This window comes from Vannielia litorea (assembly GCF_900142295.1).
GTDB classification, from domain to species: domain Bacteria; phylum Pseudomonadota; class Alphaproteobacteria; order Rhodobacterales; family Rhodobacteraceae; genus Vannielia; species Vannielia litorea.
Genome location: NZ_FSRL01000001.1, coordinates 1,283,425 through 1,308,312 on the forward strand (window position 1 = coordinate 1,283,425; position 24,888 = coordinate 1,308,312).

At 67.1% G+C, this 24,888-nt stretch carries 25 protein-coding genes; 11 read left to right on the forward strand and 14 right to left on the reverse strand.

All coding sequences use genetic code 11. The features are described from left to right. Positions 1 to 121: 121 nt before the first annotated feature. The 10 genes from BUR94_RS06470 to BUR94_RS06515 all read right to left on the reverse strand — a co-directional run bounded on the left by BUR94_RS06470 (position 122) and on the right by BUR94_RS06515 (position 8,685). Positions 122 to 511: a hypothetical protein gene (locus BUR94_RS06470; protein WP_074255406.1), complete on the reverse strand. Its 390-nt coding sequence runs from the start codon at positions 509 to 511 to the stop codon at positions 122 to 124. Then, a complete protein-coding gene (locus tag BUR94_RS06475) occupies positions 508 to 894 on the reverse strand; it encodes a response regulator (RefSeq protein WP_074255407.1) in 387 nt (128 codons plus the stop codon). The genes BUR94_RS06470 and BUR94_RS06475 overlap by 4 nt, the downstream gene beginning before the upstream one ends. Beyond that, entirely contained in the window at positions 881 to 1,831 is a 951-nt protein-coding gene (locus BUR94_RS06480; protein ID WP_074255408.1) for a CheR family methyltransferase, read from the reverse strand. The genes BUR94_RS06475 and BUR94_RS06480 overlap by 14 nt, the downstream gene beginning before the upstream one ends. Further along, entirely contained in the window at positions 1,828 to 2,298 is a 471-nt protein-coding gene (locus BUR94_RS06485) for a chemotaxis protein CheW (RefSeq protein ID WP_074255409.1), read from the reverse strand. Before BUR94_RS06485 ends, BUR94_RS06480 begins: the two co-directional genes overlap by 4 nt. Before the next feature lie 4 nt (positions 2,299 to 2,302). After that, entirely contained in the window at positions 2,303 to 4,510 is a 2,208-nt protein-coding gene (locus tag BUR94_RS06490) for a chemotaxis protein CheA (RefSeq protein WP_074255410.1), read from the reverse strand. Further along, on the reverse strand, positions 4,510 to 4,902 hold the full coding sequence (locus BUR94_RS06495) for a response regulator (protein WP_074255411.1): 393 nt from the start codon (positions 4,900 to 4,902) through the stop codon (positions 4,510 to 4,512). Before BUR94_RS06495 ends, BUR94_RS06490 begins: the two co-directional genes overlap by 1 nt. Next, the gene (locus BUR94_RS06500) at positions 4,899 to 5,189 is read right to left on the reverse strand and encodes an STAS domain-containing protein (RefSeq protein WP_074255412.1); all 291 of its coding nucleotides are present in this window, start codon (positions 5,187 to 5,189) and stop codon (positions 4,899 to 4,901) included. Before BUR94_RS06500 ends, BUR94_RS06495 begins: the two co-directional genes overlap by 4 nt. 160 nt (positions 5,190 to 5,349) lie before the next feature. Then, the gene (locus BUR94_RS06505; RefSeq protein ID WP_074255413.1) at positions 5,350 to 6,315 is read right to left on the reverse strand and encodes a glucokinase; all 966 of its coding nucleotides are present in this window, start codon (positions 6,313 to 6,315) and stop codon (positions 5,350 to 5,352) included. Continuing rightward, a complete protein-coding gene (locus BUR94_RS06510; RefSeq protein WP_074255414.1) occupies positions 6,312 to 7,637 on the reverse strand; it encodes a GH1 family beta-glucosidase in 1,326 nt (441 codons plus the stop codon). Before BUR94_RS06510 ends, BUR94_RS06505 begins: the two co-directional genes overlap by 4 nt. A gap of 10 nt (positions 7,638 to 7,647) precedes the next feature. Further along, on the reverse strand, positions 7,648 to 8,685 hold the full coding sequence (locus BUR94_RS06515; protein ID WP_074255415.1) for a LacI family DNA-binding transcriptional regulator: 1,038 nt from the start codon (positions 8,683 to 8,685) through the stop codon (positions 7,648 to 7,650). A gap of 287 nt (positions 8,686 to 8,972) precedes the next feature. Here BUR94_RS06515 and BUR94_RS06520 point away from each other — a divergent pair, with 287 nt between their 5' ends. The 6 genes from BUR94_RS06520 to BUR94_RS06545 all read left to right on the forward strand — a co-directional run bounded on the left by BUR94_RS06520 (position 8,973) and on the right by BUR94_RS06545 (position 18,527). Beyond that, positions 8,973 to 10,241 carry an ABC transporter substrate-binding protein gene (locus BUR94_RS06520; RefSeq protein ID WP_074255416.1) on the forward strand — a complete coding sequence of 423 codons (1,269 nt, stop codon included), beginning with the start codon at positions 8,973 to 8,975 and terminating at the stop codon, positions 10,239 to 10,241. A 111-nt stretch (positions 10,242 to 10,352) separates the two neighbouring features. Next, complete coding sequence (locus BUR94_RS06525; RefSeq protein WP_074255417.1) at positions 10,353 to 11,357, forward strand: carbohydrate ABC transporter permease; 1,005 nt, start codon at positions 10,353 to 10,355, stop codon at positions 11,355 to 11,357. Between the two features lie 27 nt (positions 11,358 to 11,384). Next, on the forward strand, positions 11,385 to 12,530 hold the full coding sequence (locus tag BUR94_RS06530) for a carbohydrate ABC transporter permease (RefSeq protein WP_074255418.1): 1,146 nt from the start codon (positions 11,385 to 11,387) through the stop codon (positions 12,528 to 12,530). A gap of 7 nt (positions 12,531 to 12,537) precedes the next feature. After that, positions 12,538 to 14,196 (forward strand): alpha-amylase family glycosyl hydrolase, encoded by a 1,659-nt coding sequence (locus tag BUR94_RS06535; protein WP_084192940.1) that lies wholly within the window; start codon positions 12,538 to 12,540, stop codon positions 14,194 to 14,196. A gap of 22 nt (positions 14,197 to 14,218) precedes the next feature. Beyond that, positions 14,219 to 15,322: an ABC transporter ATP-binding protein gene (locus tag BUR94_RS06540; protein WP_074255419.1), complete on the forward strand. Its 1,104-nt coding sequence runs from the start codon at positions 14,219 to 14,221 to the stop codon at positions 15,320 to 15,322. Positions 15,323 to 15,845: 523 nt separating this feature from the next. Beyond that, the gene (locus tag BUR94_RS06545) at positions 15,846 to 18,527 is read left to right on the forward strand and encodes an Rne/Rng family ribonuclease (protein ID WP_074255420.1); all 2,682 of its coding nucleotides are present in this window, start codon (positions 15,846 to 15,848) and stop codon (positions 18,525 to 18,527) included. A 45-nt stretch (positions 18,528 to 18,572) separates the two neighbouring features. Here the strand turns inward: BUR94_RS06545 and BUR94_RS06550 are convergent, their stop codons facing one another. Genes BUR94_RS06550 through BUR94_RS06565 form a run of 4 tightly spaced genes read right to left on the reverse strand, consistent with a single transcriptional unit; the run spans position 18,573 to position 20,389 of the window. Beyond that, a complete protein-coding gene (locus tag BUR94_RS06550; RefSeq protein ID WP_425445232.1) occupies positions 18,573 to 18,842 on the reverse strand; it encodes a sulfurtransferase TusA family protein in 270 nt (89 codons plus the stop codon). Positions 18,843 to 18,867: 25 nt separating this feature from the next. After that, on the reverse strand, positions 18,868 to 19,461 hold the full coding sequence (locus BUR94_RS06555) for an HD domain-containing protein (protein WP_074255421.1): 594 nt from the start codon (positions 19,459 to 19,461) through the stop codon (positions 18,868 to 18,870). Continuing rightward, positions 19,461 to 19,721: a hypothetical protein gene (locus tag BUR94_RS06560; protein WP_074255422.1), complete on the reverse strand. Its 261-nt coding sequence runs from the start codon at positions 19,719 to 19,721 to the stop codon at positions 19,461 to 19,463. The genes BUR94_RS06555 and BUR94_RS06560 overlap by 1 nt, the downstream gene beginning before the upstream one ends. An 11-nt stretch (positions 19,722 to 19,732) precedes the next feature. Next, the gene (locus BUR94_RS06565) at positions 19,733 to 20,389 is read right to left on the reverse strand and encodes an alpha/beta hydrolase (protein ID WP_074255423.1); all 657 of its coding nucleotides are present in this window, start codon (positions 20,387 to 20,389) and stop codon (positions 19,733 to 19,735) included. 181 nt (positions 20,390 to 20,570) lie between these two features. Between BUR94_RS06565 and iscR the strand changes: the two genes are divergently transcribed. The 5 genes from iscR to BUR94_RS06590 are packed head-to-tail and all read left to right on the forward strand — an operon-like array spanning position 20,571 to position 24,859. Next, positions 20,571 to 21,062: a Fe-S cluster assembly transcriptional regulator IscR gene (gene iscR / locus BUR94_RS06570; RefSeq protein WP_074255424.1), complete on the forward strand. Its 492-nt coding sequence runs from the start codon at positions 20,571 to 20,573 to the stop codon at positions 21,060 to 21,062. Beyond that, positions 21,059 to 22,069, forward strand: a complete 1,011-nt coding sequence (locus tag BUR94_RS06575) for a cysteine desulfurase family protein (RefSeq protein WP_074255425.1) — start codon at positions 21,059 to 21,061, stop codon at positions 22,067 to 22,069. Before iscR ends, BUR94_RS06575 begins: the two co-directional genes overlap by 4 nt. A gap of 33 nt (positions 22,070 to 22,102) precedes the next feature. Then, positions 22,103 to 23,614 (forward strand): Fe-S cluster assembly protein SufB, encoded by a 1,512-nt coding sequence (gene sufB, locus BUR94_RS06580; protein WP_074255426.1) that lies wholly within the window; start codon positions 22,103 to 22,105, stop codon positions 23,612 to 23,614. A gap of 38 nt (positions 23,615 to 23,652) precedes the next feature. Then, complete coding sequence (locus BUR94_RS06585; RefSeq protein ID WP_074255427.1) at positions 23,653 to 23,916, forward strand: heavy metal-binding domain-containing protein; 264 nt, start codon at positions 23,653 to 23,655, stop codon at positions 23,914 to 23,916. A 10-nt stretch (positions 23,917 to 23,926) separates the two neighbouring features. Further along, on the forward strand, positions 23,927 to 24,859 hold the full coding sequence (locus BUR94_RS06590) for an FkbM family methyltransferase (RefSeq protein ID WP_074255428.1): 933 nt from the start codon (positions 23,927 to 23,929) through the stop codon (positions 24,857 to 24,859). Positions 24,860 to 24,888 lie beyond the last annotated feature (29 nt).

The following is a 24,888-nucleotide window of genomic DNA, read 5'->3' on the forward strand; positions in this document are numbered from 1 at the left end:
CCCTGCCGGCCAGGCGGCCCGGACGGCGCGCGGGAGCATGCCCGCCACCATCGGTCTGACGCCGGGCACAGGCCCTCGGCTGAAATCTGCCCGGTTGCCTGTGGCCGAGCCCAGGGACCCTTCAGAAAAAGTCGATCTCGCCGCTCGGCTGTTCTTGCTGCAAGGCGGCCTCGCCCCCCTGGAGCAGCGCGATGCGGCAGCTTTCGAGTCGGAGCAGGTCGGCAAGAACTGCGATGTCGATATGGTCATTTCGCCCGGCGGCATCAGCGGCCAGATGCGCGGCGGCACGAAGATCGTCCAGCGTCTGGTGGATCAGGTCGAGACCCTGCAACTCGCGCAGCTGTGCTCGGGTGAGTTGCCCGGCCTGGGTCAGAAGGGCGCCCAGATCGTCCTGCATCTGTGCCGTCCGCCCCGCCAACCCGTCGAGCGTGTCTGCCAGCCGGGACAGCAGAGCCGAAATCGGCAGGTCTGCAGTGCTGCCGCCATCCGCGTCGAGGATATGAATGCTCACAGCCGGCCCACCACGGCTTCCATGCAGGCATGAAGGTCCTTCGGGGCGAAGGGCTTCTTGATGAAGTTGTTCATTCCGAGCGCCCGGCCGGTATCGATGATCTGCTTGTCTGCCTTCCCGGTGATCAGGATGAACCCGATGCCCTTGAGCCGCGCGTGGGTGCGCAGCGCCTTCAGCAGGTGCAGCCCGTCCATGCCCGGCATGTTGTAGTCGGAAATGACGAGATGAGCGGGCTTCTTCTCCAGCTCGGCCAGCGCGGCCTTGCCGTCGGCAGTGTAGCGCACGTGGGTCACGCCCATGGCATCGAGTGCCTGCAGGATCAGCCCGCGACTGGTTGACATGTCGTCGACGACCATGACGTGGAGTTTTTCACGGAGAGACATCGGGGTGCTCCTGGTGGGCGCCGAAGGGCATGTGAAGGTGGGCCGCAGCGGCGGGCTCGAAGACGAAGGTGGTCTGGCCGACCTGTCGGAAGGGAGCGCCGGATGCAGGGTCGATGCGCTCGGAATGGCCGAGGTAGAGAACTGCGCCGGGCGCGCAGACCTCGGCGAAGCGCGAGATCAGCCGGTTCTGCGTCGGTTGGTCGAAATAGATCATCACGTTCCGGCAAAAGATCACGTCGAACCGGCCCTTCATGGGCCAGTTGCCCATCAGGTTCAGATGGCGGAAGGCAACCAGCGCGCGGACTTCGTCCTTCACGGCCACCTCGTCGCCCTCCGCCGGACGAAGAAACCTGTCGCGCCCGCCGGCCGTGAGCGGAGCCACGAGGTCGGCGGGATAGGTCGCCGCGCGCGCCGTGGCGAGAACCTGGTGGTCGATGTCCGAGGCCAGGATCCGGAGGTCGTGTCGCGCGGCTTCGGGAAACCTCTCGAGCACCACCATCGCCAGGCTGTAGGCCTCCTGGCCCGACGAGCAGGCCGATGACCACAGCCGGACCCGCCCGCCGGCGCGCGCGCGCGCGATCAGGCCGGGCAGGATCGCGTCGGCGAAATGCGCGAAATGATGATCCTCTCGAAAGAAGCTGGTGACATTCGTGGTCAGGGCCGAAATCAGGTGCTCGCGTTCCTGGGCTGCGCCCGGACCCCGTATCAGCGCGATATAGTCATCGAGGCTGGCAAGCCCGAGGGCGCGCAGCCGCTTGCCGATGCGCGAGAAGACCATCGCGGATTTCTCGGGCACGATGTGCAGCCCGGCGGCCTCTCGAGCCGTCGCGGCGATCGCATCGAATTGCGCACGCTTCTCCGGCGAGAGCGCCTCGGACGGGGCTCCGCCGGAGAGCCGGGTCGCGGCTGCGAGGGGAGAGGCGCCGGCGGGGGTCACGCGGCCTCGGCGTCGACATTGGGCAGCACGGCGGCAAGGTCGAGCACCCGCAGCATGCGCTCTTCGTGGATGGTGAGCGCGCGCACGCATTTGAGCGAGCCGTCGGAAGACATGTCGGGCGGGGCCTGCAACTCGGCCTCGGAGACCGCGAAGATGTCGGAGACCGCATCGACCAGGAGGCCCACGGTGTTGTCGCCCGACTGCACCACGACGATGACGTTGCGATCGTTCTTCTCGCCTGCGGGGATGCCGAGGCGCTTGGCAAGGTCGATGATCGGCAGAACGGTGCCGCGCAGGTTGATCACGCCGCGCACATAGGGGGGCGCATGGGGCAGGGGGGTCGCCTCGGTCCAGCTGCGGATCTCGCGCACCGAGATGATGTCGATCGAGTATTCCTGTGCGCCGACGTGAAAGCTGAGCAGTTCCTGGCGGGTCGGGTCGTGGGCGTTGTCTTCGGTACTGGTCATGGGGTCATCCTGCGAGATCGAAGGGTTGCATGCCGCGGGTGTTGCTGGCCGAGGCGATCAGATCGGCCGGGTCGAGGATCAGCGCGATGCGCCCGTTGCCGAGGATGGTGGCGGCGGCGATCCCGGGAATGCGGCCGTAGCTTTCCTGCAAGCCCTTGATGACCACCTGGCGCTGTTCGACGATCCGGTCGACCACCAGTGCCGATCGGGTGTTGTCCTCCATCGCGATGAGCAGCACCGAGCTGCCGACGTAGCTGGGCAGGGGCGTGCGGAACCCGAGCTGCACGGCCATGTCGAGAAGCGGCACGAACTCCTCGCGGATACGCACCAGCGTCGTGCCCGCGCCGAGCTGTTCCATGTCGGCGGCCTGCAGGGTGAGGGTCTCGGAGATCGAGCCCAGCGGAACGACGAGAATCTCGCCGCCGGCCTCCACCACCATCCCGTCGAGCACCGCCAGGGTCAGCGGCAGGGAGATCGAGAAGGTGGTGCCGGAGCCGGGCTCGGAGGTGATGGTGACGCGGCCACCAAGGGCCTGGATCGAGCTCCGCACCACATCCATGCCCACGCCGCGACCCGACAGGTCGGAGACCTGTTTGGCGGTGGAGAAGCCGGGCAGGAACAGAAGGTTGTCGATCTCCTGGTCCGACATCGGGACGCCCGGAGCGATGAGCCCCTTTTCCTCTGCCTTGGCCTTCACCACCTCCCGGTCGATGCCGGCGCCATCGTCCTTGATCTCCAGAACCACCCGGCCCGACTTGTGCGCGGCGGTGAGCGTCACCACCCCGTCGGCGGGCTTGCCAGCGGCGAGGCGCCTCTCCGTCGTTTCGAGCCCGTGATCGACCGCGTTGCGGACCATGTGGGTGAGCGGATCGGCGAGCCGCTCGATCACCGTCTTGTCGATTTCGGTCTGTTCGCCATCGGTGACGAAGCGCACCGATTTGCCGACCATCGCGGAGCTCTCGCGCACGATTCGGCTCATCCGCTGGAACAGCGATTTCACCGGCTGGGCGCGGATCATCATCACGCTCTCCTGGATGTCGCGGGTGAGCTGGAGAAACTCCTCCAGCCCAGACGCCACGGTGGAGTTGGCCGGGATGCCCGCCTCGGCAACGCTCTGGCTCAGCATGGCCTGGTTGATCACCAATTCGCCCACGAGGTTCACCAGCCGCTCGATCCGGTCGAGGTCGACCCGGACGGTGGCCTTGGCGCTGGCCGCCTGCTTGCTGTCCTTGCCACCGGCGGGCGGCGCGGCGGGCGGCGCGGGAACGGGCGCGGCCGTGGCAAGAGGGTCGGCCGGAGGGGCCGGCGCGATGGCCAGGGGCTCGGGCTCCGGGGCGGTCTCGGTTGCCTCGTCCGCAGCGGCGGCAACGTCGTCCGGGACGGTGCCGGGGATGAGGATGCTGTCGAGATCGGGAAGGCCGGGCGCAGCGCGGCCCGTCGGCTCGATCGAGAGCTCGCAAAGCCCCTCGACGAACTCGAAGATCTCCGCCACCTCCTCCTTCCGGGCGCCGGTGACGAGCCTGCAGCTCCAGCCGATGTGGCCCTCCTCCGGCGCGAGCCCGTCGAGCGAGGGGATGCGCGAGAGGTCGCATGTGGTGGTCACCTCTCCGAGGTCGTGCAGCGCGGCCAGCAGGTGGCGCGGCTCGTTGCCCGAGGCGAAGAGCTCCGCCGCCGGTTGAAAGCGGATCTCGAATCCCGGCGGGCTGTCGTCTTGCGGTGCGAGGTCGGCGACGTCGCCGTCCTCCCCCGCCTCGAGCGGATCGAGCGTGAGGGTCATCGGGGCAAAGTCGATCTCCTCCTCGGCCTCCTCCTTCTCGATCACCCCGCCGACAAGCGCCTCGAGGTCACCCAGCACCGCCTCGGTGGTGGCCTTGTCGAGGCTGTCGCCGTCGCGTGAGGCGCGGACGATGTCGTAGAGCACATCGGCGCCGCGGAAGAACAGCGCGATGGTGTCGCGGCTGGGCTCGAGCCGGCCGTTGCGGATCTCGTCCATCACCGTCTCGAAGCGGTGGGCGAATCGCACCAGTTCTTCCAGCCCGAAGGCCCCGGCGCCGCCCTTGATCGAATGGACCGCGCGAAAGCAGACATTGATGGTCTCGCTCTCGGTGTCGCCGTCGTCCATGGCGGTCAGCCCGTCTTGCAGGCTTTCCAGCAGCTCCTCGCATTCGATGAAGAAGCTGGCGCGGATCTCGGCCATCGGATCGGTGGACATCAGGCGGCTCCTTTCCCGGCGACCATGTTGATCGCCTTCACCAGCTTCACCGGGTCGAAGGGCTTGACGATCCACCCGGTGGCGCCGGAGGTGCGGGCCCGGGCCTTCAGCTCGGCGGCGCTTTCGGTCGAAAGCACGAGGATCGGCACCGCGCGATGCTCGTCCTTGGCGCGCACCGCGTCGATGAAGCCGAATCCGTCCATCCGGGGCATGTTGATATCGGTGATGATCGCGTCGGGCGGCGCGCCCTCGTCCACCATGTCTTCCAGCACCTCGAGCCCGTGCAGCCCGTCTTCCGCCACCTGCGGCGTGAACCCGGCCTGGCCGAGGGCGAGCTTGAGCATGTCGCGGATGGTGCGGCTGTCATCCACCGCCAGGATCCTGAGGCTCATGCGGCCTGCTCCTTGCTGCACAGGTCGTCCGTGGTGAGGCCCAGGTGGGCGAGCTGGGCTTCGCAGGCCGGCGAGACACCCTCGACCGAAAGCAGGGCGCCCGCCTCGCGCCAGCTCCGCGCGGCGGAAAGCAGCACCTGAACCCCCGGCGTGCCGATCGTCGAACAGCCGGTGGCGTCGAGCACGAGGGGTTTGCCGACAAGCGGCAGGAGCGCCTCGCGCAGGGGGGCGGCTGCGGGCAGGTCGAGCCGCTCGGGGAGAGGCACGCGCAGGCTGGCATCGCTCATCTGGCGGCCTCCCTCATCAGCGAGGCGAAGGGCGAATGCATGGGACGACTCCTTCATCCGGTCGGTTGGATGAAGGATGGATGCCCGAGAGGTCTTAAGATTGACTTACGAGGCGCGCGGAAATCCCGCGCCACAGCCGGGCGTCACGCCCGCCCGCCGGTCAGGCGCCGAGGCGCTCGTGCAGATGCCAGGCGCAGCCGATCAGCGGTGCCCGGTCATCGCGCACCAGGGTAACCGGGAAATCCGCCATGAAGGCGCCGAACCGGCCCTTGTCGCGGAAGCCCTCCGCAAAGGCGCCGACCTTCAGCATCTGAGCAAGGCCCACCGCCACGCCGCCCACGAGGTAGACCCCGCCGAAGGGCAGGTGCTCCAGCGCGAGGTTGCCCGAGACGGTGCCGAGAAACCGCAGGAAGGTCTGCACCGCGGCCACCGCCTGCGGGCTCCGGGCCGCCTCGGCCGCGGCGATGATCTCGCTGCCGCGCAGCTCCGGCGCCGCCCCGGTCTCGGCGCAGTGCCAGCGATACACGTTCTCGAGCCCGCGCCCCGAGAGCACCTCTTCCACCGCCGGAAACCCGTGGCTGTCATCGACATAATGACTCAGCCGCAGATCGGCCTCGGTGCGGATCGGCAGGTTCACATGGCCGCTCTCCGAGGGCGGCACGAAACGCCCGCCCGGGGTGACATGCACCGGCACGGCGTTGAACCCGGTGCCCACGTTCACCACCAGCGCCGTGGCACCGGCCACAGGTGGCTCCGGGGCGGCAATGATCGGCACCAGCCCCGAGGGGTCGATATGGCCGATCGCATGGCCGGGGGCCTGCAGGTCGTTCAGCAGCGCCACGCCCGCGCAGCCGGCCGCCCGCGCGATGGTGGCAATGTCGAGCGTCCAGTCGATGTTGGTCAGCTCCGCCACGCCGTCCACCACCGGGCCGGCCGCGGCCACGCAGGCGCCGCCGATCTCCGGCGCACCCACCTGCGGCAGGTAGGCCTGCACCACCGCCTCGAAATCCGGGAACTCCGCGTTGCGAAAGCGCTGGATGCTGGCAAAATCGAGCTCGGGGCCGCGCGCAAGCGCCAGCCGGGTGTTGGTGCCGCCGATGTCTGCAATCAGCGCGGTATGGGTCATGGGTTCGTCCTCAGGGCGGCCTTCAGCGCCTCATAGGAGGCTTTGGGGGTGCGCTGCAAGCTGTCGTAGTCCACATGCACCAGCCCGAAACGCGGGCCGTAGCCATGCGCCCACTCGTAGTTGTCCATCAGCGACCAGATGTAATAGCCCTTCACCGGCACACCCTCGGCAATCGCCAGCTTAACCGCGCCGAGATGGGCGTCGATATAGGCGATGCGGGCATCGTCGGGCACGCCCGGCACGTCCGGCCAGGCCATCCCGTTCTCGGTCACGTAGAGCGGCAGGTCGCCGGTGTAGTTGGCGGCGGTGTCGGCCAGGAAATGATGGAGCCCCTCGGGGTAGATCTCCCATCCCACCTGGGTCTTGGGCAGATCGCCGGCCCCTTCGGTGTAATGCGGCCAGGGCGCACCGGGGTCGGGCGCGATCAGCTTGCGGGTGTAGTAGTTGAGGCCGCACCAGTCGAGCGGAGCGGTGATGGTGGCAAAGTCGTCCTGCCAGTGCTCCGGCATGTGCGGCCCGAGGCCCTCCAGCACGTCCTCCGGATACTCCCCCTTGAAGATGCCCGAGCGGAACCAGCGGTTGTAGATGCCATCGTAGCGCCTGGCCGCGGCCTGCGCCTCGGGGCTCTCGTCGGCGGGCTGGGCGTACTCGAAGTTGAACACCGCCCCGAGGTTGTCCATGCCATGGCTGCGCATCGCGGCGATCGCCTCGCCATGCGCGAGGCAGACATGGTGCATCGCCCGCGCGGTGGCCCGGATGTCGCGCAGGCCGGGCGCGTGCAGCCCCATGAAATGGCTCAGCCAGCCCACGCACCAGGGTTCGTTGATCGGCGCGGCCGACCAGATCCGGTCGCCCAGGCGGGCCATCGCCGTGTAGGTATAGTCGGCGAACCAGCGGGCGATGTCGCGGTTGCGCCAGCCGCCCCGGTCGAGCAGCGGGGAGGGCAGCTCCCAGTGATACAGGGTCGCCGCGGGCTTGAGGCCGCGCTCCAGCATCCCGTCCACCAGCCGGTCGTAAAAATCGAGCCCCTCGGGATTGGCCGGGCCGATGCCCTCCGGCATGATCCGCGCCCAGGACAGGCTGAAGCGGTAAACGTCGATCCCGGCTTGTGCAATGAGGTCAAGGTCTTGCGGCCATCTTTTGAAGTGATCGCAGGCGCGGGCGCCGTTCTCTCCATGAACCACGTTGCCGGGCGTGGCGGCAAAGTCGTCCCACTGGGTGCGCCCGGCGCCGCCCTCTGCATGGCCCTCGATCTGATAGGCCGAGGTGGCAGTGCCGAAGAGAAACCCCTCGGGGAAGTCGGCGCGTCTATGGCTGAGCATGAAATCTGTCCTATCGCGAAGCGGTGTCGGGCGCGGGCCCGGTGGAGATGCCAAGGGTCAGGTCGGCCTCGAGCAGGTGCTGCCTGGGGCCGGTGCCCGGGTTCTCTATGAGGCCCAGGAGCATTTCGGCGGCAATCCGGCCAGCCTCCCTTACGGAGCTGCGAGTTGCTGTGAAAACAGGTACTTCTCCGCCGTTCTTGAAGTACCCCAGATCATCGTCATGGGTGATGATCGAGATGTCGCGCCCCATCGCCAGGCCGCGCTCCTCCACCGCCCGGCGCACGCCGATGGCGGAGATCAGGGAGGAGACCAGAAAGGCCGTGGGCGGTGACGGCAAGGCCAGCATCGTGGCGGCGGCCTCGTAACCATAGCCTTCCGTCATCTCGTCCGACCGGAGCAACTCAGGGACGGAAGGCAGCCCTCGCGCCGCCAGCGCCGCCTCGAACCCCTCGCGGCGGCGCATGGCAAAATCCATGCTCTCGAGCCCGTTCAGCAGGGCGATCCTGCGGTGGCCCAGGTCGGCGAGATGCAGCGTGGCCCGCTCGAAGGCGCGGCGGTTGTTCACGTCGACCCAGGAGTAATCGGGGTCCTCGACCGGCGCGCGCCCATGCACCACGAAGGGCAGGCCGACTTCCTTGAGCAGCGCGATCCGCGGATCGTCGCGCCGTGGCCCGTGAATCACGATGCCGTCGACCGAGTGGCGCTGCGCCATGGTCCGATAGGCGCTGTCCTCGTTGTCGTCAGGCACCACCGAAAGCATCATGTCGTAATTCGCCCGGGCATAGACCTCGCCCGCACCGCCGATGAAATCCCCGAAGACCGGGTTCATCATCTCGTGGTTGGTGCTGATGGGAATCACGTGGCCGATGGCCATCGCACGGCCCGTGGCCAGGCTCTGGGCACGGGTGTTGGGGCGGTAGTTGTGTTTCACTGCCGCCGCCATCACCCGCTTGCGGGTGTCCTCGTTCACCTCCGGATAGCCGTTGAGCGCGCGGCTCACGGTTGTCTGGGAGAGGCCAAGGTTTGCGGCAAGCTCCTTCAGGTTCATCGGGCGTCGGTCTTTCAAAGCGCTTTAAAGTCCTGCGCAGGCTAGCGCCGGTTTGGCCGCGCGTCAAAGGCGTGTGTGCGCAGCATTGAATTTCTGCACCTGCATAATTGCTCAATGAAACAAGCGGGCTAGGTTTTGGCCCTGTTGACGCAAGCTGCGCGATGCGGCATGCTTCGAGCATCCAAAGCGCTTTGAAAGGTCGAGTCGATGTCGGCCTGAACAATGGGGCGCGGGAGACATGACGGCGCGGGGCAGGGCCCGCGCGCCACAACCGGGAGGATAAACGCATGAAACACCCCTTCAAGACGAGCTGTGCCGTTCTGGCGCTGATGAGCGGACCGGCGCTGGCCGAGCAGATCACCGTGGCCGGCCCCTGGATCGGCGCCGATGAGGAGCACGTGCAGGCGGTTCTGAGCGTCTTCGCCGAGCAGTCCGGCCATGACGTGCGCTATACCGGCTCCGACAGCTTCGAACAGCAGATCGTGATCGACGCCGAGGCGGGCTCCGCGCCCAACGTCGCCGTCTTCCCGCAGCCGGGCCTCGCCGCCGTGATGGCCCAGCGCGGTTTCCTGACCCCGCTTGCCGATGGCACCGAGGACTGGGTGAAGGAGAATTACGCCGCCGGCCAGAGCTGGGTCGATCTGGGCACCTACGCCGGCCCCGACGGCAACCCCGCGCTCTACGGCTTCTTCTACAAGGTCGATCTCAAGAGCCTCGTCTGGTACATCCCCGAGAACTTCGAGGATGCCGGCTACGAGGTTCCCGAAACGCTCGAAGACCTGAAGGCGCTGTCGGCCCAGATCGTCGAGGATGGCGAAACGCCCTGGTGCATCGGCCTCGGCTCCGGCGGCGCCACCGGCTGGCCTGCGACCGACTGGGTCGAGGACATGATGCTGCGCACCCAGGCCCCCGAGGTCTACGACCAGTGGGTGAGCAACGAGATCCCCTTCACCGATCCGGCCGTCGTGGGCGCGATCGAGGCCTTCGGCGAGTTCGCCCTCAACGACGACTGGGTCGCCGGCGGCGCCGGCGCGGTCGCCACCACAGACTTCCGCGAAAGCCCCAAGGGCCTCTTTTCGGCCCCGCCGCAGTGCTACATGCACAAGCAGGCGAGCTTCATCCCGAGCTTCTTCCCCGAGGGCTCCGTGGTGGGCGAGGATGTGGATTTCTTCTACTTCCCGGCCTCCGGCGAGGGGGGTCTGGGCCAGCCGGTGCTGGGTGCGGGCACGCTCTGGGCCATCACCAACGACAGCCCCGCCGCCCATGAGCTGATCACCTTCCTGCAGTCGCCCGAAGCGCATGAGATCTGGATGGCGCGCAAGGGCTTTTTGACCCCGCACAAGGGCGTGAACCTCGATGCCTTCGGCGACCCGACCCTGCGCAAGATGAACGACATCCTGCTCTCGGCCACCACCTTCCGCTTCGATGCCTCCGACCTGATGCCCGGCGCCGTCGGCGCGGGCAGCTTCTGGACCGGCATGGTCGATTATGTCGGCGGCAAGGACGTGGGCACCGTGACCGGCGAGATCCAGCAAAGCTGGGACGCGGTGAAGTGACCTGACGCGCAGGGTGGGCGATCTGCCCACCTTCCGAACGGTGGGCAAATTGCCCACCCTGCGGGCGGCCGCGAAAGGCCGCTCGACACCGGCACCCGGGGGAGGGCAACCATGCATCCGGCACTACAAGGGCTTCTGACCATCGTCATCGGCGTCGGCGGATGCGTGGGCTACTTCTATTTTTCCAACATCTTCCTCGACAAGGTGCTCTACCCGGCCCGTGGCCCCAACGCGGGCCGCAACATCAACCGCGCCAACCTGATCCGCCCCTGGCTCTTTCTGGCCCCCGCCGTCCTCGCCCTCGGCCTCTACCTGGCCTACCCGGTGGTCGAAACGCTGCGCCTCTCGCTCACCAACCGCGTGCCGGGCGGCGGCTACGAATGGGCCGGTGCCGAGAACTACGTGCAAATGTGGAACGACCCCAAGTTCATGGAGGCGCTCCTCAACAACATGCTCTGGCTCTTCGTGGTGCCCGCCCTCTCCACCGCCTTCGGCCTGCTCGCGGCCCAGCTGACCGACCGGATCAAGTGGGGCGCCCTGGCCAAGTCGATCATCTTCATGCCGATGGCCATTTCCTTCGTCGGTGCGGCGGTGATCTGGAAGCTGGTCTACGACTACCGCGCCGAGGGGCAGGAGCAGATCGGCGTGCTCAACGCCATCGTGGTCAGCCTCGGCGGCGAGCCCACGGCCTGGCTCACCGTGCCGTTCTGGAACAACTTCTTCCTCATGGCCGTGCTGATCTGGATCCAGACCGGCTTCGCCATGGTGATCCTCTCGGCCGCCCTGCGCGGCATCCCCGAGGAAACCGTGGAGGCCGCCATCGTCGACGGTGCCAACCCGTTCCAGATCTTCTTCAAGATCAAGGTGCCTCAGATCATGGGCACCATCGTCGTCGTCTGGACCACCATCACCATCGTGGTACTGAAGATCTTCGACATCGTCTTCGCCATGACCAATGGGCAATGGGAGACCCAGGTGCTGGCCAACTACATGTACGACAAGCTCTTTCGCGCCAACGACTGGGGCGTGGGCTCGGCCTCGGCCATGGTCATCATGCTGCTGGTGACGCCGATCCTCGTCTGGAACGTCTACAACGCCCGCAAGGAGATGCGGTGATGGCCCTCGACCGCATGGGAGACACTCATGGATAATATTGCTGGCAGAAAGTCGGGCCTCTCCTGGGCGGTGAACATATCCGTGGTGCTGCTGGTGCTGCTCTGGATCTTCCCCACCGTCGGCCTCTTCGTCTCCTCCTTCCGCACCGCAGACCAGATCAGCGCAACGGGCTGGTGGAAGGCGCTCTTTCCCACCGAGCAGGTCGTCCAGCTGCGCACCGACGATCCCGATGCCCGCGTGGCCGAGGGCGATGGCTTCGTGCTCACCGGCAACCTCTTCGGCGAGGAGGGCGGCACGCTCTCGGCCTTCGGGGTCTCCAGCCGCGACGTGGGCGCATTCGCCCCCGGCGAGACCGCCGACATGGGCGATGGCGAGAGCATGACCGTGGAGGCCGATGGCAGCTACACCTGGCGCGGCAACGACGAGCAGATCAGCGGCCGCGGCCAGCGGATCTTCGTCACCACGACCACGCCGCCCGAGTTCACCACCGCCAACTACGAGCGCGTGCTCTTCTCCGGCGACCGGACAGACAGCATGGCCAAGGCCTTCTTCAACACGCTCACGGTGACGATCCCGGCCACGATCATCCCGATCCTGGTGGCGGCCTTCGCGGCCTACGCGCTGGCCTGGATGGATTTCCCCGGCCGCGCCCTGCTGATCGCCGCCATCGTCGCGCTGCTGGTGGTGCCGCTGCAACTGGCGCTGATCCCGCTCTTGAAGTTCCACAACGACATCGGCATCGGCAAGGGCTACATCGGAACCTGGCTCGCGCATACCGGCTTCGGCCTGCCGCTCGCCATTTACCTGCTGCGCAACTACATGGTCGGCCTGCCGCGCGACATCATCGAGAACGCCAAGGTCGACGGCGCGACCGACTTCCAGATCTTCACCAGAATCGTCCTGCCGCTCAGCTTTCCGGCGCTCGCCAGCTTCGCCATCTTCCAGTTTCTCTGGACATGGAACGACCTGCTCGTCGCTCTGGTCTTCCTCATCGACAGCTCGGGCGACACCACGGTGATGACCCGCCAGATCGTCGAACTCCTCGGCACGCGCGGCGGCAACTGGGAGATCCTGGCCACCGCGGCCTTCGTCTCCATTTCCGTGCCGCTCCTCGTGTTCTTCGCCATGCAAAGATACCTCGTGCGCGGCCTGCTGGCCGGCTCGGTCAAGTGAGATGCCCATGAACGACATGACTACCATCGAAGACGCCATCGCCGCACGGGTCGCCAACCCCGACTGGTGGCGCGGCGCGGTGATCTACCAGGTCTACCCGCGCAGCTACCAGGACAGCACCGGCGACGGCGTGGGCGACCTCGCCGGCATCACCCGCCGGCTCGATCACATCGCCTCGCTCGGGGTCGATGCCCTCTGGATCAGCCCCTTCTTCAAGAGCCCGATGAAGGACTTCGGCTACGACGTCAGCGACTACCGCGAGGTGGACCCGATGTTCGGCAGCCTCGCCGACTTCGACGCGCTGATCGCCCGCGCCCACGAGCTGGGCCTGAAGGTGCTGATCGACCTCGTGCTCTCGCATACCTCCGACCTGCACCCCTGGTTCCGCGAAAGCCGCAGCGATCGCACCAACCCGCGCGCCGACTGGTATGTCTGGGCCGATCCCAAGCCCACCGGCGCGCCGCCCAACAACTGGCTCTCGATCTTCGGCGGCTCGGCCTGGCAGTGGGATGGCGGGCGGATGCAGTACTACCTGCACAACTTCCTCACCTCCCAGCCCGACCTCAACTTCCATTGCACCGAGGTGCAGAACGAGCTTCTGCGCGTGGCCGAGTTCTGGCTCCAGCGGGGGGTCGACGGCTTCCGCCTCGACACCATCAACTTCTACGTCCACGACGCCGAGCTGCGCGACAACCCCGCGCTGGACCCGGCCCTGCGCAACGACCAGACCGCCCCGGCGGTCAACCCCTACAACTGGCAGGAACATCTCTACGACAAGTCTCGCCCCGAGAACCTGGCCTTTCTCCGGCGCCTCCGCGCGGTGATGAAGCCCTATGGCGCGGCGGCCGTGGGCGAGGTCGGCGATGCCCAGCTCGGCCTCGAGATCCTCGGCCAGTACACCGCGGGCGATGACCTGATGAACATGTGCTACGCCTTCGAGCTGCTGGCCAAGGACATGCCCACCGCCCCCTACATCGCCGAGGTGATGCACCGCGTCGAGCGGGTGGCCGCCGACGGCTGGGCCTGCTGGGCCTTCTCCAACCACGACGTGCCGCGCCACATCAGCCGGTGGAACCTCTCCGAAGAGGCCGCCCGCACCTATGTGGTGCTGATGATGTGCCTGCGCGGCTCGGCCTGCCTCTACCAGGGCGAAGAGCTCGGGCTGACCGAGGCAGAGATCGCCTTCGAAGACCTGCGCGACCCCTACGGCATCGAGTTCTGGCCCGAGTTCAAGGGCCGCGACGGGTGCCGCACGCCGATGGTCTGGGATGCCGGCGTGCATGGCGGTTTCTCGCATGGCAACGAGGCACGCCCCTGGCTGCCCGTTCCCGCCGACCACCTGCCGAAGGCAGTGGCCGAGCAGGAGGGCGACGAGGGCGCGATGCTGGCCCACTACCGCCGCGCCGTGGCGCTGCGCAAGGCCCACACCGTGCTGGCGACCGGCGCGCAGGCCATCGAGGCGCAGGGCGATCTGCTGGTGATCCGCCGCAAGGGCGAGGCGGGCAGGGAGGTCCTGGCCCTCTTCAACCTCGGCGAGGGCGCGGCGCGCCCTGCGGTCGAGGCCGGCTGGGCCCCGCTGTCCGAGGCCGCCGCGCTGGGGGCCGTTGCCCCGCAGGACGGCAATCTTGCACTCGGGCCCTGGGGCTTTGCCCTGCTGGGCCGCTAGAGACACGAGGGAGGAGACCGCGATGGCGGACCTGAAGCTGACCGATGTGGCCAAGACCTACGGCGGCACGGTGGATGTGCTGAAGAACATCAACCTCGACATCGAGACCGGGGAGCTGATCGTCTTCGTCGGCCCTTCGGGCTGCGGCAAGTCCACCCTGCTGCGGATGATCGCCGGGCTCGAAAAGATCACCGGCGGCACGCTGGAGATCGACGGGCAGGTGGTCAACGACGTGCCCCCCTCCGAGCGCGGCATCGCCATGGTGTTCCAGTCCTACGCGCTTTATCCGCACATGACGGTGCGCGAGAACATGGAGTTTGCCCTCAAGCTCGCCAAGAAGAGCCGCAAGGAAATCGACGAGGCGGTGAACCGGGCCGCGAGCAAGCTCCAGCTCGAACCCTATCTCGACCGGCTGCCCAAGGCGCTCTCGGGCGGCCAGCGCCAGCGGGTGGCCATCGGGCGCAGCATCGTGCGCAATCCCAAGGTCTATCTCTTCGACGAGCCGCTTTCCAACCTCGACGCCGCCCTGCGGGTGGCGACACGCATCGAGATCGCCCAGCTCAAGGAGCAGATGCCCGAGAGCACCATGATCTACGTCACCCACGACCAGGTCGAGGCCATGACCCTGGCCACCCGCATCGTGGTGCTGGCCAACAAGGGCATCGCCCAGGTCGGCACGCCGCTGGAGCTCTACGAGACGCCCGAAAACGAGTTCGTCGCCCAGTTCATCGGCTCTCCCGCCATGAACCTGCTGCGCGGCCGGATCGTCGAGACCGGCGCGCGCACCGGCGTGACCGTGGGCGACGGCGGCGGCACCATCTGGTCCGTCGTGCCCAGCCGGCCCGAGGACAAGGACCGCGAGGTGAACGTGGGCATCCGCCCCGAAGACATGCTGCCGACCGACGACGAAAACTTCGCCTTCGAGGGCACGGTCGAGATCACCGAGGCGCTCGGCGAGGTCACCCAGCTCTACTTCGCGCCGCTCAAGCTGGACGAAGACACCGATACCGTCATCGCCAAGCTCCCCGGCGTGCAGCGCGACATGCGCGGCAAGACGGTGCGAATGACGGCGGCGCCCGAAAAGGTGCACCTCTTCGCCGAGGGCCGCTCGCTGCTCTACCGGTGAGGGGCCGGGCTGACGTTCGTTCTGTCATCCTCGGGTCGGGCCCGAGGATGACGATGCGATGGGGCTGGAACGGCCACAACTCCCGCGTGTGCGGCCTGCGCGAATTTGCCATTGTCATTCCGCGCTCCCCTCCGTTATGGTCCCCCCACGGACGGCCCATGGCAGGTGCCCTGAGGTGGTCCGGAGCGATTTCCCTGACAGGGACGTGCGGAACGCGAGCCAGATGTGCCGCCGCACCGCGTCCGTCAGAGTTAACCGGCCCCGAGAGGAACGACTTGAGGGGCCACACGGCCTACCCCGCACTTGCAGGCGACGGCCCCCCGAACGGGCGCGACCGCCGCAAGGCCGGGACGCGTCGGAGACAAACCGCGATGCAACGCGTGAGGATCGACGTCGAGGCAAGGGAAGCTGCATCAGCACGCGTCCTGCCACGCCCGTCCCGCGCATTCGCCCTTTCCAGACACGGCCTTTCCAACGTACGCCCTCCGGGGCGCGCTGCAAGAACGCCGTGCAATGAGTTCTTATGGCTAAGAAAATGCTTATCGACGCCACCCACGCCGAGGAAACTCGCGTGGTCGTGGTCGACGGAAACAAGGTCGAGGAGTTCGACTTTGAATCGGTCAACAAACGCCAGCTAGCCGGCAACATCTATCTCGCCAAGGTCACCCGCGTGGAGCCCTCGCTTCAGGCGGCCTTTGTGGATTACGGCGGCAACCGCCACGGCTTCCTGGCCTTCTCCGAAATCCACCCCGACTACTACCAGATCCCGGTCGCCGACCGTAAGGCGCTGCTCGAGGAAGAGCGCGCCTATGCCGAGGCCCAGGCGGCCGAGGAGGAGGCGCCCAAGAAATCGCGCCGCCGCCGCTCGCGCTCCAAGAAATCCGAGAGCAACGATGCCGTCGCCACCAGGGAGGTCGAAGGCTCGATCTCCGGGATGGACGTGGTCGACCTCGGAGAGGAGGAAGACGAGGCCGATACCCTGGTCAACGAGGACGGCGCCGCCGAAGCCTCGGAGAACGGGGCCGAGGAGGCCTCCAAGGCGGCACAAGCCGTCGCCGACAACGCAGACGACAGCGACGATGACACCGACGCCGACGAGGCGGATGGCGAAGAGGACGACTCCGACGACGAGACCTCCGCCGCCGACAAGGACGAGGAGATCGAGTCGGTCGCCGAAGAAGACGTCCAGGAAGAGATCGCCCAGGTCCGCAAGCCGCGTCCGCGCCGCTACAAGATCCAGGAAGTGGTCAAGGTGCGCCAGATCATGCTGGTGCAGGTCGTCAAGGAAGAGCGCGGCAACAAGGGCGCGGCGCTCACCACCTATCTCTCGCTTGCCGGCCGCTACTGCGTGCTGATGCCCAACACCGCCCGTGGCGGCGGCATCTCCCGCAAGATCACCAATGCCGCCGACCGCAAGAAGCTCAAGGAGATCGCCTCCGAGATCGAGGTGCCCCAGGGCGCCGGGCTGATCGTCCGCACCGCGGGCGCCAAGCGCACCAAGACCGAGATCAAGCGCGACTACGAGTATCTCAAGCGCCTCTGGGAGCAGATCCGCGAGCTGACCCTCAAGAGCACCGCCCCCGCGCCGATCTACGAAGAGGGCAACCTCATCAAGCGGTCCATCCGCGATCTCTACTCCAAGGAGATCGACGAGGTCTGGGTCGAGGGCGAGGCGGGCTACCGCACCGCCAAGGACTTCATGAAGATGATCATGCCGTCCCACTCGAAGAACGTGAAGCATTACACCGAGGGCCTGCCGCTCTTCGCCCGCTACCAGGTCGAAAGCTACCTCGCCGCCATGTTCAACCCGACCGTCCAGCTCAAGTCGGGCGGCTACATCGTGATCGGCGTGACCGAGGCGCTGGTCGCGATCGACGTCAACTCCGGCCGCGCCACCAAGGAAGGCTCGATCGAGGAGACCGCGCTCAAGACCAACCTGGAGGCCGCCGAGGAGGTGGCCCGCCAGCTGCGCCTGCGCGACCTTGCCGGCCTCATCGTGATCGACTTCATCGACATGGAAGAGCGCCGCAACAACGCCGCCGTCGAGAAGCGCTTCAAGGACAAGCTCAAGACCGACCGCGCCCGCATCCAGGTGGGCCGGATCTCCGGTTTCGGCCTGCTGGAAATGTCGCGCCAGCGCCTGCGCCCCGGGATGCTCGAGGCCACCACCCAGCCATGCCCGTCCTGCCACGGCACCGGTCTGCTGCGCTCCGATGACAGCATCGGCCTCGCCGTGCTGCGCCAGATCGAGGAGGAGGCCACCCGCGGCAAGAACCGCGAGGTTCTGCTGAAGGCCCCGGTCGGCATCATCAACTTCCTGATGAACCAGAAGCGCGAGCACATCGCCTCCATCGAGAGCCGCTACGGCATGTCGGTCCGGCTCGAGGCCGACACCCACATGATCTCGCCGGACTTCTCGCTCGAAAAGTTCAAGACGGCCACGCGCTCGATTGCCGAGGTCACGGCCCCGGTCATCTCCATCGACACCACCGATCTTCCCGAGATCGAGGAGGAGGACGAGGACGACGTGGCCGAGGTCGAGGCCGAGGTCGAAGAGGCCGAAGCCGAGGGTGGCGAGGACAAGCCCAAGCGCAAGCGTCGGCGCCGTCGGCGTCGTCGTGGCGGCAACGGCAATGGCGAGGGCAGCGAGGCCCAGGGCGGCCAGGAGTCCGCTGAGGGCGACGCCGAGGCCACTGAGGCCGAGGCTGCCGGCGAAGCCGAGGGCGACGCCGCCGCGCCGGCCGAAGCCGCCTCCGCCGAGGAAGAGGCCCCGGCGGAGATGAAGCCCTCCGGCCGGAGCAGAAGCCGCAGCCGGAGCCGCAGCAAGAAGGCCGAGGAGCCCGCGCCCGAGGCAGCGGAGGCGCAAGCCGAGGCACCCGCCGAGGCCGTCGAGGCTGCGCCCGAAACGGTCGCCGAGGCCGAGGCCGCGCCCGAACCCGAGGCCAAGCCCAAGCCCAAGCGGACCCGCACCCGCAAGAAGGCCCCGGCCGCCGAGGCACCTGCTGAGCCCGCCGCCGAGCCCGAGGCCCCGGCAGAAGAGGCCGCGTCCGAGCCTGCACAGGAGCCCGCACCAGAACCCGCGCCCGCGTCAGAACCCGCGCCCGAAGCCGCGCCCGAGCCGGTGCTGGAGACGGCAGAGGCCGAGCCCGCCGCCGACGAACCGGCCAAGCCCAAGCGCAAGGGCTGGTGGTCGCTGGGTCGCTGAGCCTGACGGGATGACACAAGAGGGGCGTGCCTGCCGGGCGCGCCCCTACTTCTTTTGCAGATACCAGGTGATGACCGCGCCCGCCTCGTCCTGCCCGAGCAGGGCGTTGCCCGACTCGGCGCAGTAATGCGGCATGTCGATCAGCGCCGCCGGATCGTCGGTCTGCACCCGCAGCACCTCGCCCTGTGCCAGTGCGCGCATCTGCTTGGCGGTCTTCAGCACCGGCAACGGGCAGAGCAGGCCGAGGGCGTCGAGGCTGGCGTCGTGATCCATGTCCGACAGGTAGCCCAAGGGCAGGGCGGGCGGAAGGCCCAACTGCGGCCCTCTGCGCCCGGCCGCGTCAGCTGTCCTGCCGCTCGAAGAAGGCCCGGATGCGCGGCCCGATCCAGCGCCAGAGCGAGGGCGCGCCGCGCTCCATCGGCGGCTGCAACCGCGCCGCGACCCGCGCGTAATCCACGTTGAACGGCGTCCAGCTCGCGCCGCCGTTGGCAAGGTTCAGCACCGGCGGCTGAAACCGGTCGAGCGCCTTGGCAAAGCGCGCATCGGGGGTTTCGGCGGCTTCGAACTCCTCCCAAAGCGCGCGCAGCTCGGCCGCCTGCGCCTCGGGCAGCATCCCGAAGATCCGGTCTGCGGCGGCCTGTTCGGCGGCTTCGATCGCGGCCTGGTCCAGCCCTGCCTCGAAGATCGGCGCATCGCCCGCGTCGATCTCCACGAGGTCATGGATCAGCGCCATCCGGATCACCCGGTCGATCCGCACCCCCTCCGGCGCCTCGCCCTCCAGCACCAGCGCAAAGAGCGCCAGGTGCCACGAGTGCTCGCCCGAGTTCTCCTGCCGCGATCCGTCGGCCAGCTTGGAGGCGCGCTCGACCGAGCGCAGCTTGCAGGCCTCTGTCAGAAAGGCGATCTGGCGGTCGAGGTCGGCCTCACCGGCCACTAGTGGCCGTCATCCATGAGCTTGGGGCCGGTGTCCTTTTCGAGGAACCCCTGCGCGACCTGCTTTTCCAGAAACTGCCGCGCCCGGCGTTCGGCCAGCCGCACTCGCACCGAGGTCATGAAGGTCTCTTCCATGGTGGGCGAGGAGATCCCGAGCTTCTTGGCCACGGCGCGGATCAGGTCATCCTCCGCCCCGAGCTTTGCGCCCTGCTCGATGGTGTCCGCCGCCAGCTTGTCGGCCAGGTCTTCCAGAACGCCCATGCCGGCCTCCCTCAGCGCGTGGTTTCGGTCAGGCGGCGGCGCACATAGGTGTCAACCTCGCCCAGCATCTCGTCCATGTAGGGATCTTCAAAGAAGTGCCCGGCGCCCTGGATCTCGGTATGGGTGATGGTGATGCCCTTCTGCTCGTGCAGCTTGTCGACCAGCTGGTGCGTGTCCTTCGGAGGCGCCACACGGTCGGCGGTGCCGTTCAGCACCAGGCCCGAGGCGGGACAGGGCGCGAGGAAGGAGAAGTCATACATGTTGGCCGGCGGCGAGACGCTGACAAAGCCGGTGATCTCCGGCCGCCGCATCAGCAGCTGCATCCCGATCCACGCGCCGAACGAAAAGCCCGCGACCCAGCAATGCTTGGCGTTGGTGTTCATCGACTGCAGGTAATCAAGCGCCGAGGCGGCATCGCTCAGCTCGCCGATCCCCTGGTCGTATTCGCCCTGGCTGCGCCCCACGCCGCGAAAGTTGAACCGCAGCACCGTGAAGCCCATCTTGTGGAAGGTGTAGTGCAGATTGTAGACGACCCGGTTGTTCATCGTTCCGCCGAACTGCGGGTGCGGGTGCAGGATGATGGCGATCGGCGCATCCTTCACGCCCTGCTGCGGGTGATATCTGCCTTCCAGCCGACCCTCGGGGCCGGGAAAAATCACTTCGGGCATACCTGACCTTTTTTGTCCTCTTTTACGTCCCGGAGCGGTTGACGCTATCGCAGCCCGAAACTAGAATAATTCTAAATTGGCGCGACACCCGTGGACGGGTGCGACGGAGGTAATTGCCATTGCCTCCCTCGTCAATGCAATTTGGCCCCCCGCGGGCCTCTCGGCAGCAAGGAAACGCAGCGTGAAGCTCTCGACCAAAGGACGTTACGCGATGGTCGCCCTGGCCGATCTGGCCATGGCGCAGGCGCAGCCCGGCGGCGAGGGGCTGGTTTCGCTCGCCGCGATCGCCAAGCGCCAGAGCATTTCGCTGCCCTATCTCGAACAGCTCTTCGTCAAGCTCCGCCAGGGCGGGCTGGTGGAGAGCGTGCGCGGCCCGGGCGGCGGCTACCGTCTGGCTCGCAGCCCTGGCGAGATCCGCGTGGCCGAGGTGCTCGAGGCCGTCGACGAGACGGTGAGCGCGCTGCACACCGGGGCAGGGGCCAAGGGCGCCGTCTCGGGCTCCAAGGCGCAGAGCATGGTTAACCGCCTCTGGGAGGGCCTCTCCTCCCATGTCTACGTCTTCCTGCACCAGGCCACCCTGGCTTCGGTGATCGAAAAGCCGATGGCCACCTGCCCGGCAGTGCCCAGCTTCTTCCTGGTGGTCGACGATGAACAGGAGGAGGCCGAGGCGTGAGTCGGACGTATCTCGATTTCAACGCCACGGCGCCCCTGCTGCCCGAGGCCCGCGCCGCGATGCTCGCGGCGATGGAGCTCTGCGGCAACCCGTCCTCCGTCCATGCCGAGGGCCGGGCCGCCAAGGCCGCCGTCGAGCGGGCGCGGGCACAGGTGGCGGCGGGCGTGGGCTGCAAGCCGCAGGAGGTGGTCTTCACCGGCGGCGCCACCGAGGCCGCACTGGTTCTGGCCGCCGGGGCCGTTGTGGAGCCCACCGCGCATGACGCGCTCTGGGCGCATCACGCCTCCGAGGGCCGCATCTACGCGATGGGCCTCGCCAACAGCGAGACCGGCGTGATCGCCGATGCGCCCGGCGAAAAGCCCTGCGAGCTGCTCCTGCTCGACGTGACCCAGTCCGTGGGCCGCATCCCCTTTGCCTTCGGCTGGTCCGGGGCCGATCTTGCCATCCTGTCGGCCCACAAGCTCGGCGGCCCCAAGGGTGTGGGCGCGCTGATCGTCCGCGAGGGGGTCGACATCGCGCCGCTGCTCAAGGGCGGCGGGCAGGAGATGGGCCGCCGCTCCGGCACCGAGAACGTGATCGGCATCGCAGGCTTCGGCGCTGCGGTCGAAGCCGCGATGCGGCGGCTCGAAACCGGCGCATGGCAGCCGGTCGCCGCCGCCCGCGACAAATTGGAAGCGATGGTGGCAGATGCCGCGCCGGAGGCCATATTCGTGGGGCAAGAGGCCAGACGCCTGCCCAACACCAGCTGCTTTGCCGCCCCGGGCTGGAAGGGCGAAACCCAGGTGATGTCGATGGACCTCGCGGGCTTCGCCATCTCCGCCGGCTCCGCCTGCTCCTCCGGCAAAGTCAAGGAGAGCCGGGTGCTCCGCGCCATGGGATACGACGAGGCCACCGCCCGCTCGGCCATCCGCGTCTCGCTGGGGCCGGATACGACCGAAGACGATATCGCCCGCTTCGCAGAGGCCTGGGCTGCACAGTACAAGAGATACAAGGCACGGGTTGCGTGAACAACGCCCCCCAAGCCGCTGAAAGGAAACGCAATGAACGATCTTGACGTGAAAGAAGGCGTCGACGCCGAAACCGTGGAAGCCGTGAAGGCCATGGGGGCCTACAAATACGGCTGGAACACCGAGATCGAGATGGATTTCGCCCCGATGGGGCTGAACGAGGAGATCGTCCGCCTGATCTCCGCCAACAACGGCGAGCCCGAGTGGATGACCGAATGGCGCCTCGAGGCCTACCGCCGCTGGTTGCAGATGGAAGAGCCCGACTGGGCGATGGTCGATTACCCCGAGATCGACTTCCAGAAGCAGTACTACTACGCCAAGCCCGCCTCGATGAAGGAAAAGCCCAAGTCGCTCGACGAGGTCGATCCGGCGCTGCTGGCCACCTACGAAAAGCTCGGTATCCCGTTGAAAGAGCAGATGATCCTTGCCGGCGTCGAGGGGGCCGAGAGCGCCCCCGCGGAAGGCCGCAAGGTGGCGGTCGATGCCGTCTTCGACAGCGTCTCCGTCGGCACCACCTTCAAGGCCGAACTGGCCCGCCAAGGGGTCATCTTCTGCTCCATCTCAGAGGCGATCAAGGAACACCCCGAGCTGGTGAAAAAGTATCTCGGCTCCGTCGTCCCGCAGGCCGACAACTTCTACGCCTGCCTCAACTCGGCGGTCTTCTCCGACGGCTCCTTCGTCTACGTGCCGCCCGGCGTGCGCTGCCCGATGGAGCTCTCCACCTACTTCCGCATCAACGCCGAGAACACCGGCCAGTTCGAGCGCACGCTCATCATCTGCGACTCCAACGCCTACGTCAGCTACCTCGAAGGCTGCACCGCGCCCCAGCGCGACACCTCGCAGCTCCACGCCGCCGTGGTCGAGATCGTGGTGATGGACGATGCCGAGGTGAAGTATTCCACCGTGCAGAACTGGTTCCCCGGCGACGAGAACGGCAAGGGCGGGATCTACAACTTCGTCACCAAGCGTGCCGATTGCCGCGGCGACCGTGCCAAGGTGATGTGGACCCAGGTCGAAACCGGCTCCGCCGTCACCTGGAAATACCCCAGCTGCATCCTGCGTGGGGATGACAGCCAGGGCGAGTTCTACTCGATCGCCATCACCAACAACTACCAGCAGGCCGACACCGGCACCAAGATGATCCACCTGGGCAAGAACACCCGCTCCCGGATCGTCTCCAAGGGCATCTCCGCCGGCAAGGCGCAGAACACCTATCGCGGCCTCGTCTCGATGCATCCCAAGGCCAAGAACAGCCGCAACTACACCCAGTGCGACAGCCTGCTGATCGGCTCCGACTGCGGGGCTCACACCGTCCCCTACATCGAGGTCAAGAACAACTCGTCCCGCGTCGAGCACGAGGCCACCACCTCCAAGGTCGACGACGACCAGCTCTTCTACTGCCGCCAGCGCGGCATGGACGAGGAGGAGGCCGTGGCGCTGGTGGTCAACGGCTTCTGCAAGGAGGTGCTCCAGGCCCTGCCGATGGAGTTTGCCATGGAAGCCCAGCAACTCGTGGCGATCTCGCTGGAAGGGTCTGTGGGGTAAAACCCTGCAACCTGAAAGGTTTGCGAGGAGAAGTTGAGATGATTGCCGCCACCGCCCCCTCCGTAGAGGGCCGCAGCATCACCGCCTGCAAGGGCATCGAGACCGGCGAGGCCATCCTCGGCGGGCGTTCGGCGGCCTGCGAGCAGGAGTGGGGCAAGTCGCGCCGCACGGCTTTGGCCGAGATGGAGGAGCGCGACGCCGAACTGGGTGCACAGGCCGTGGTCGGCGTCGATCTCGACTATGAAGTCATCGACAACATGCTGATGGCCTCGGCCTCCGGCACCGCCGTCACGCTGGGCTGAGGTGGGGTAGATGGCCGTCAACAGCAAGAAACGCGCAGAGTGGCTGATCGCCCAGCTCAATCTCGAGCGGGAGATGAACCTGGCCGACATCGGCGCCCGGCTGACCAAGGAAAAGCCGGGATACGGGCTCGTCATGGCCGTCGGCGCCGCCCGCCTGCATGCCTTCGAACCCGAGCCCGAAGCCTTCGCGGAGATCGAGGCATCGAAGCCCGAGCGGACCACGCTCTACAACGCGGCCGTCGGCAAACCCGGCAAGGCCACCTTCTATGCGCATCAGATCGGTTCGCTCTCTTCGGTGTTCAAGTTCTCCGAGGCCTGTGCGCGCTACCTGAACAAGGGGTTCTGGACCAAGCGCGAAGTGACGGAGATCCCCATGACCCTGGTCGCCCTGGACGAGGTGAAGGGATTTCCGAGGCTGGACTTCCTCAAGATGGACGTGCAGGGCGCCGAACTCGATGTAATGAAAGGCGGCGAACACACGCTGTCCGAGGCGGTCATGGTGGTCCCCGAGGTGCGTTTCTACCAGATGTACGAGGGCGAGCCGACCTGGGCGGAGCTCGACACCGAGCTGCGCCGCCAGGGCTTCGTGCTCCACAAGTTCCTCCACCAGAAATCGGTTCTTCTCGGGTCCCGGCGCTGGAAGCAGTTCAAGCCGAAATCCGGCAGCCAGTTGCTCGATGGGGATGCGGTCTACATCCGCAACATGGAAGAGCCTGAAAACATGAGTGATTTCCAGCTGAAGGCCCTCGCTGTCATGGCCGAGACCGTGGCAGAGAGCCATGACCTCTGCGCGTTTTGCCTCACCCTGCTGCAGGATCGCGGTGCGATTGCAAGCCATGTGCTTGGCCACTACATGGGCCGCGTGCCGGCCGAGGTGCTGCGCGCGGCCGAGCCCAAGCCCGAGTCTGCCCCGGACGCAGCAGCAACAGAGACCGAGGCCTGAGCGATGCACGCAGTCCTCTCCCTCCACAC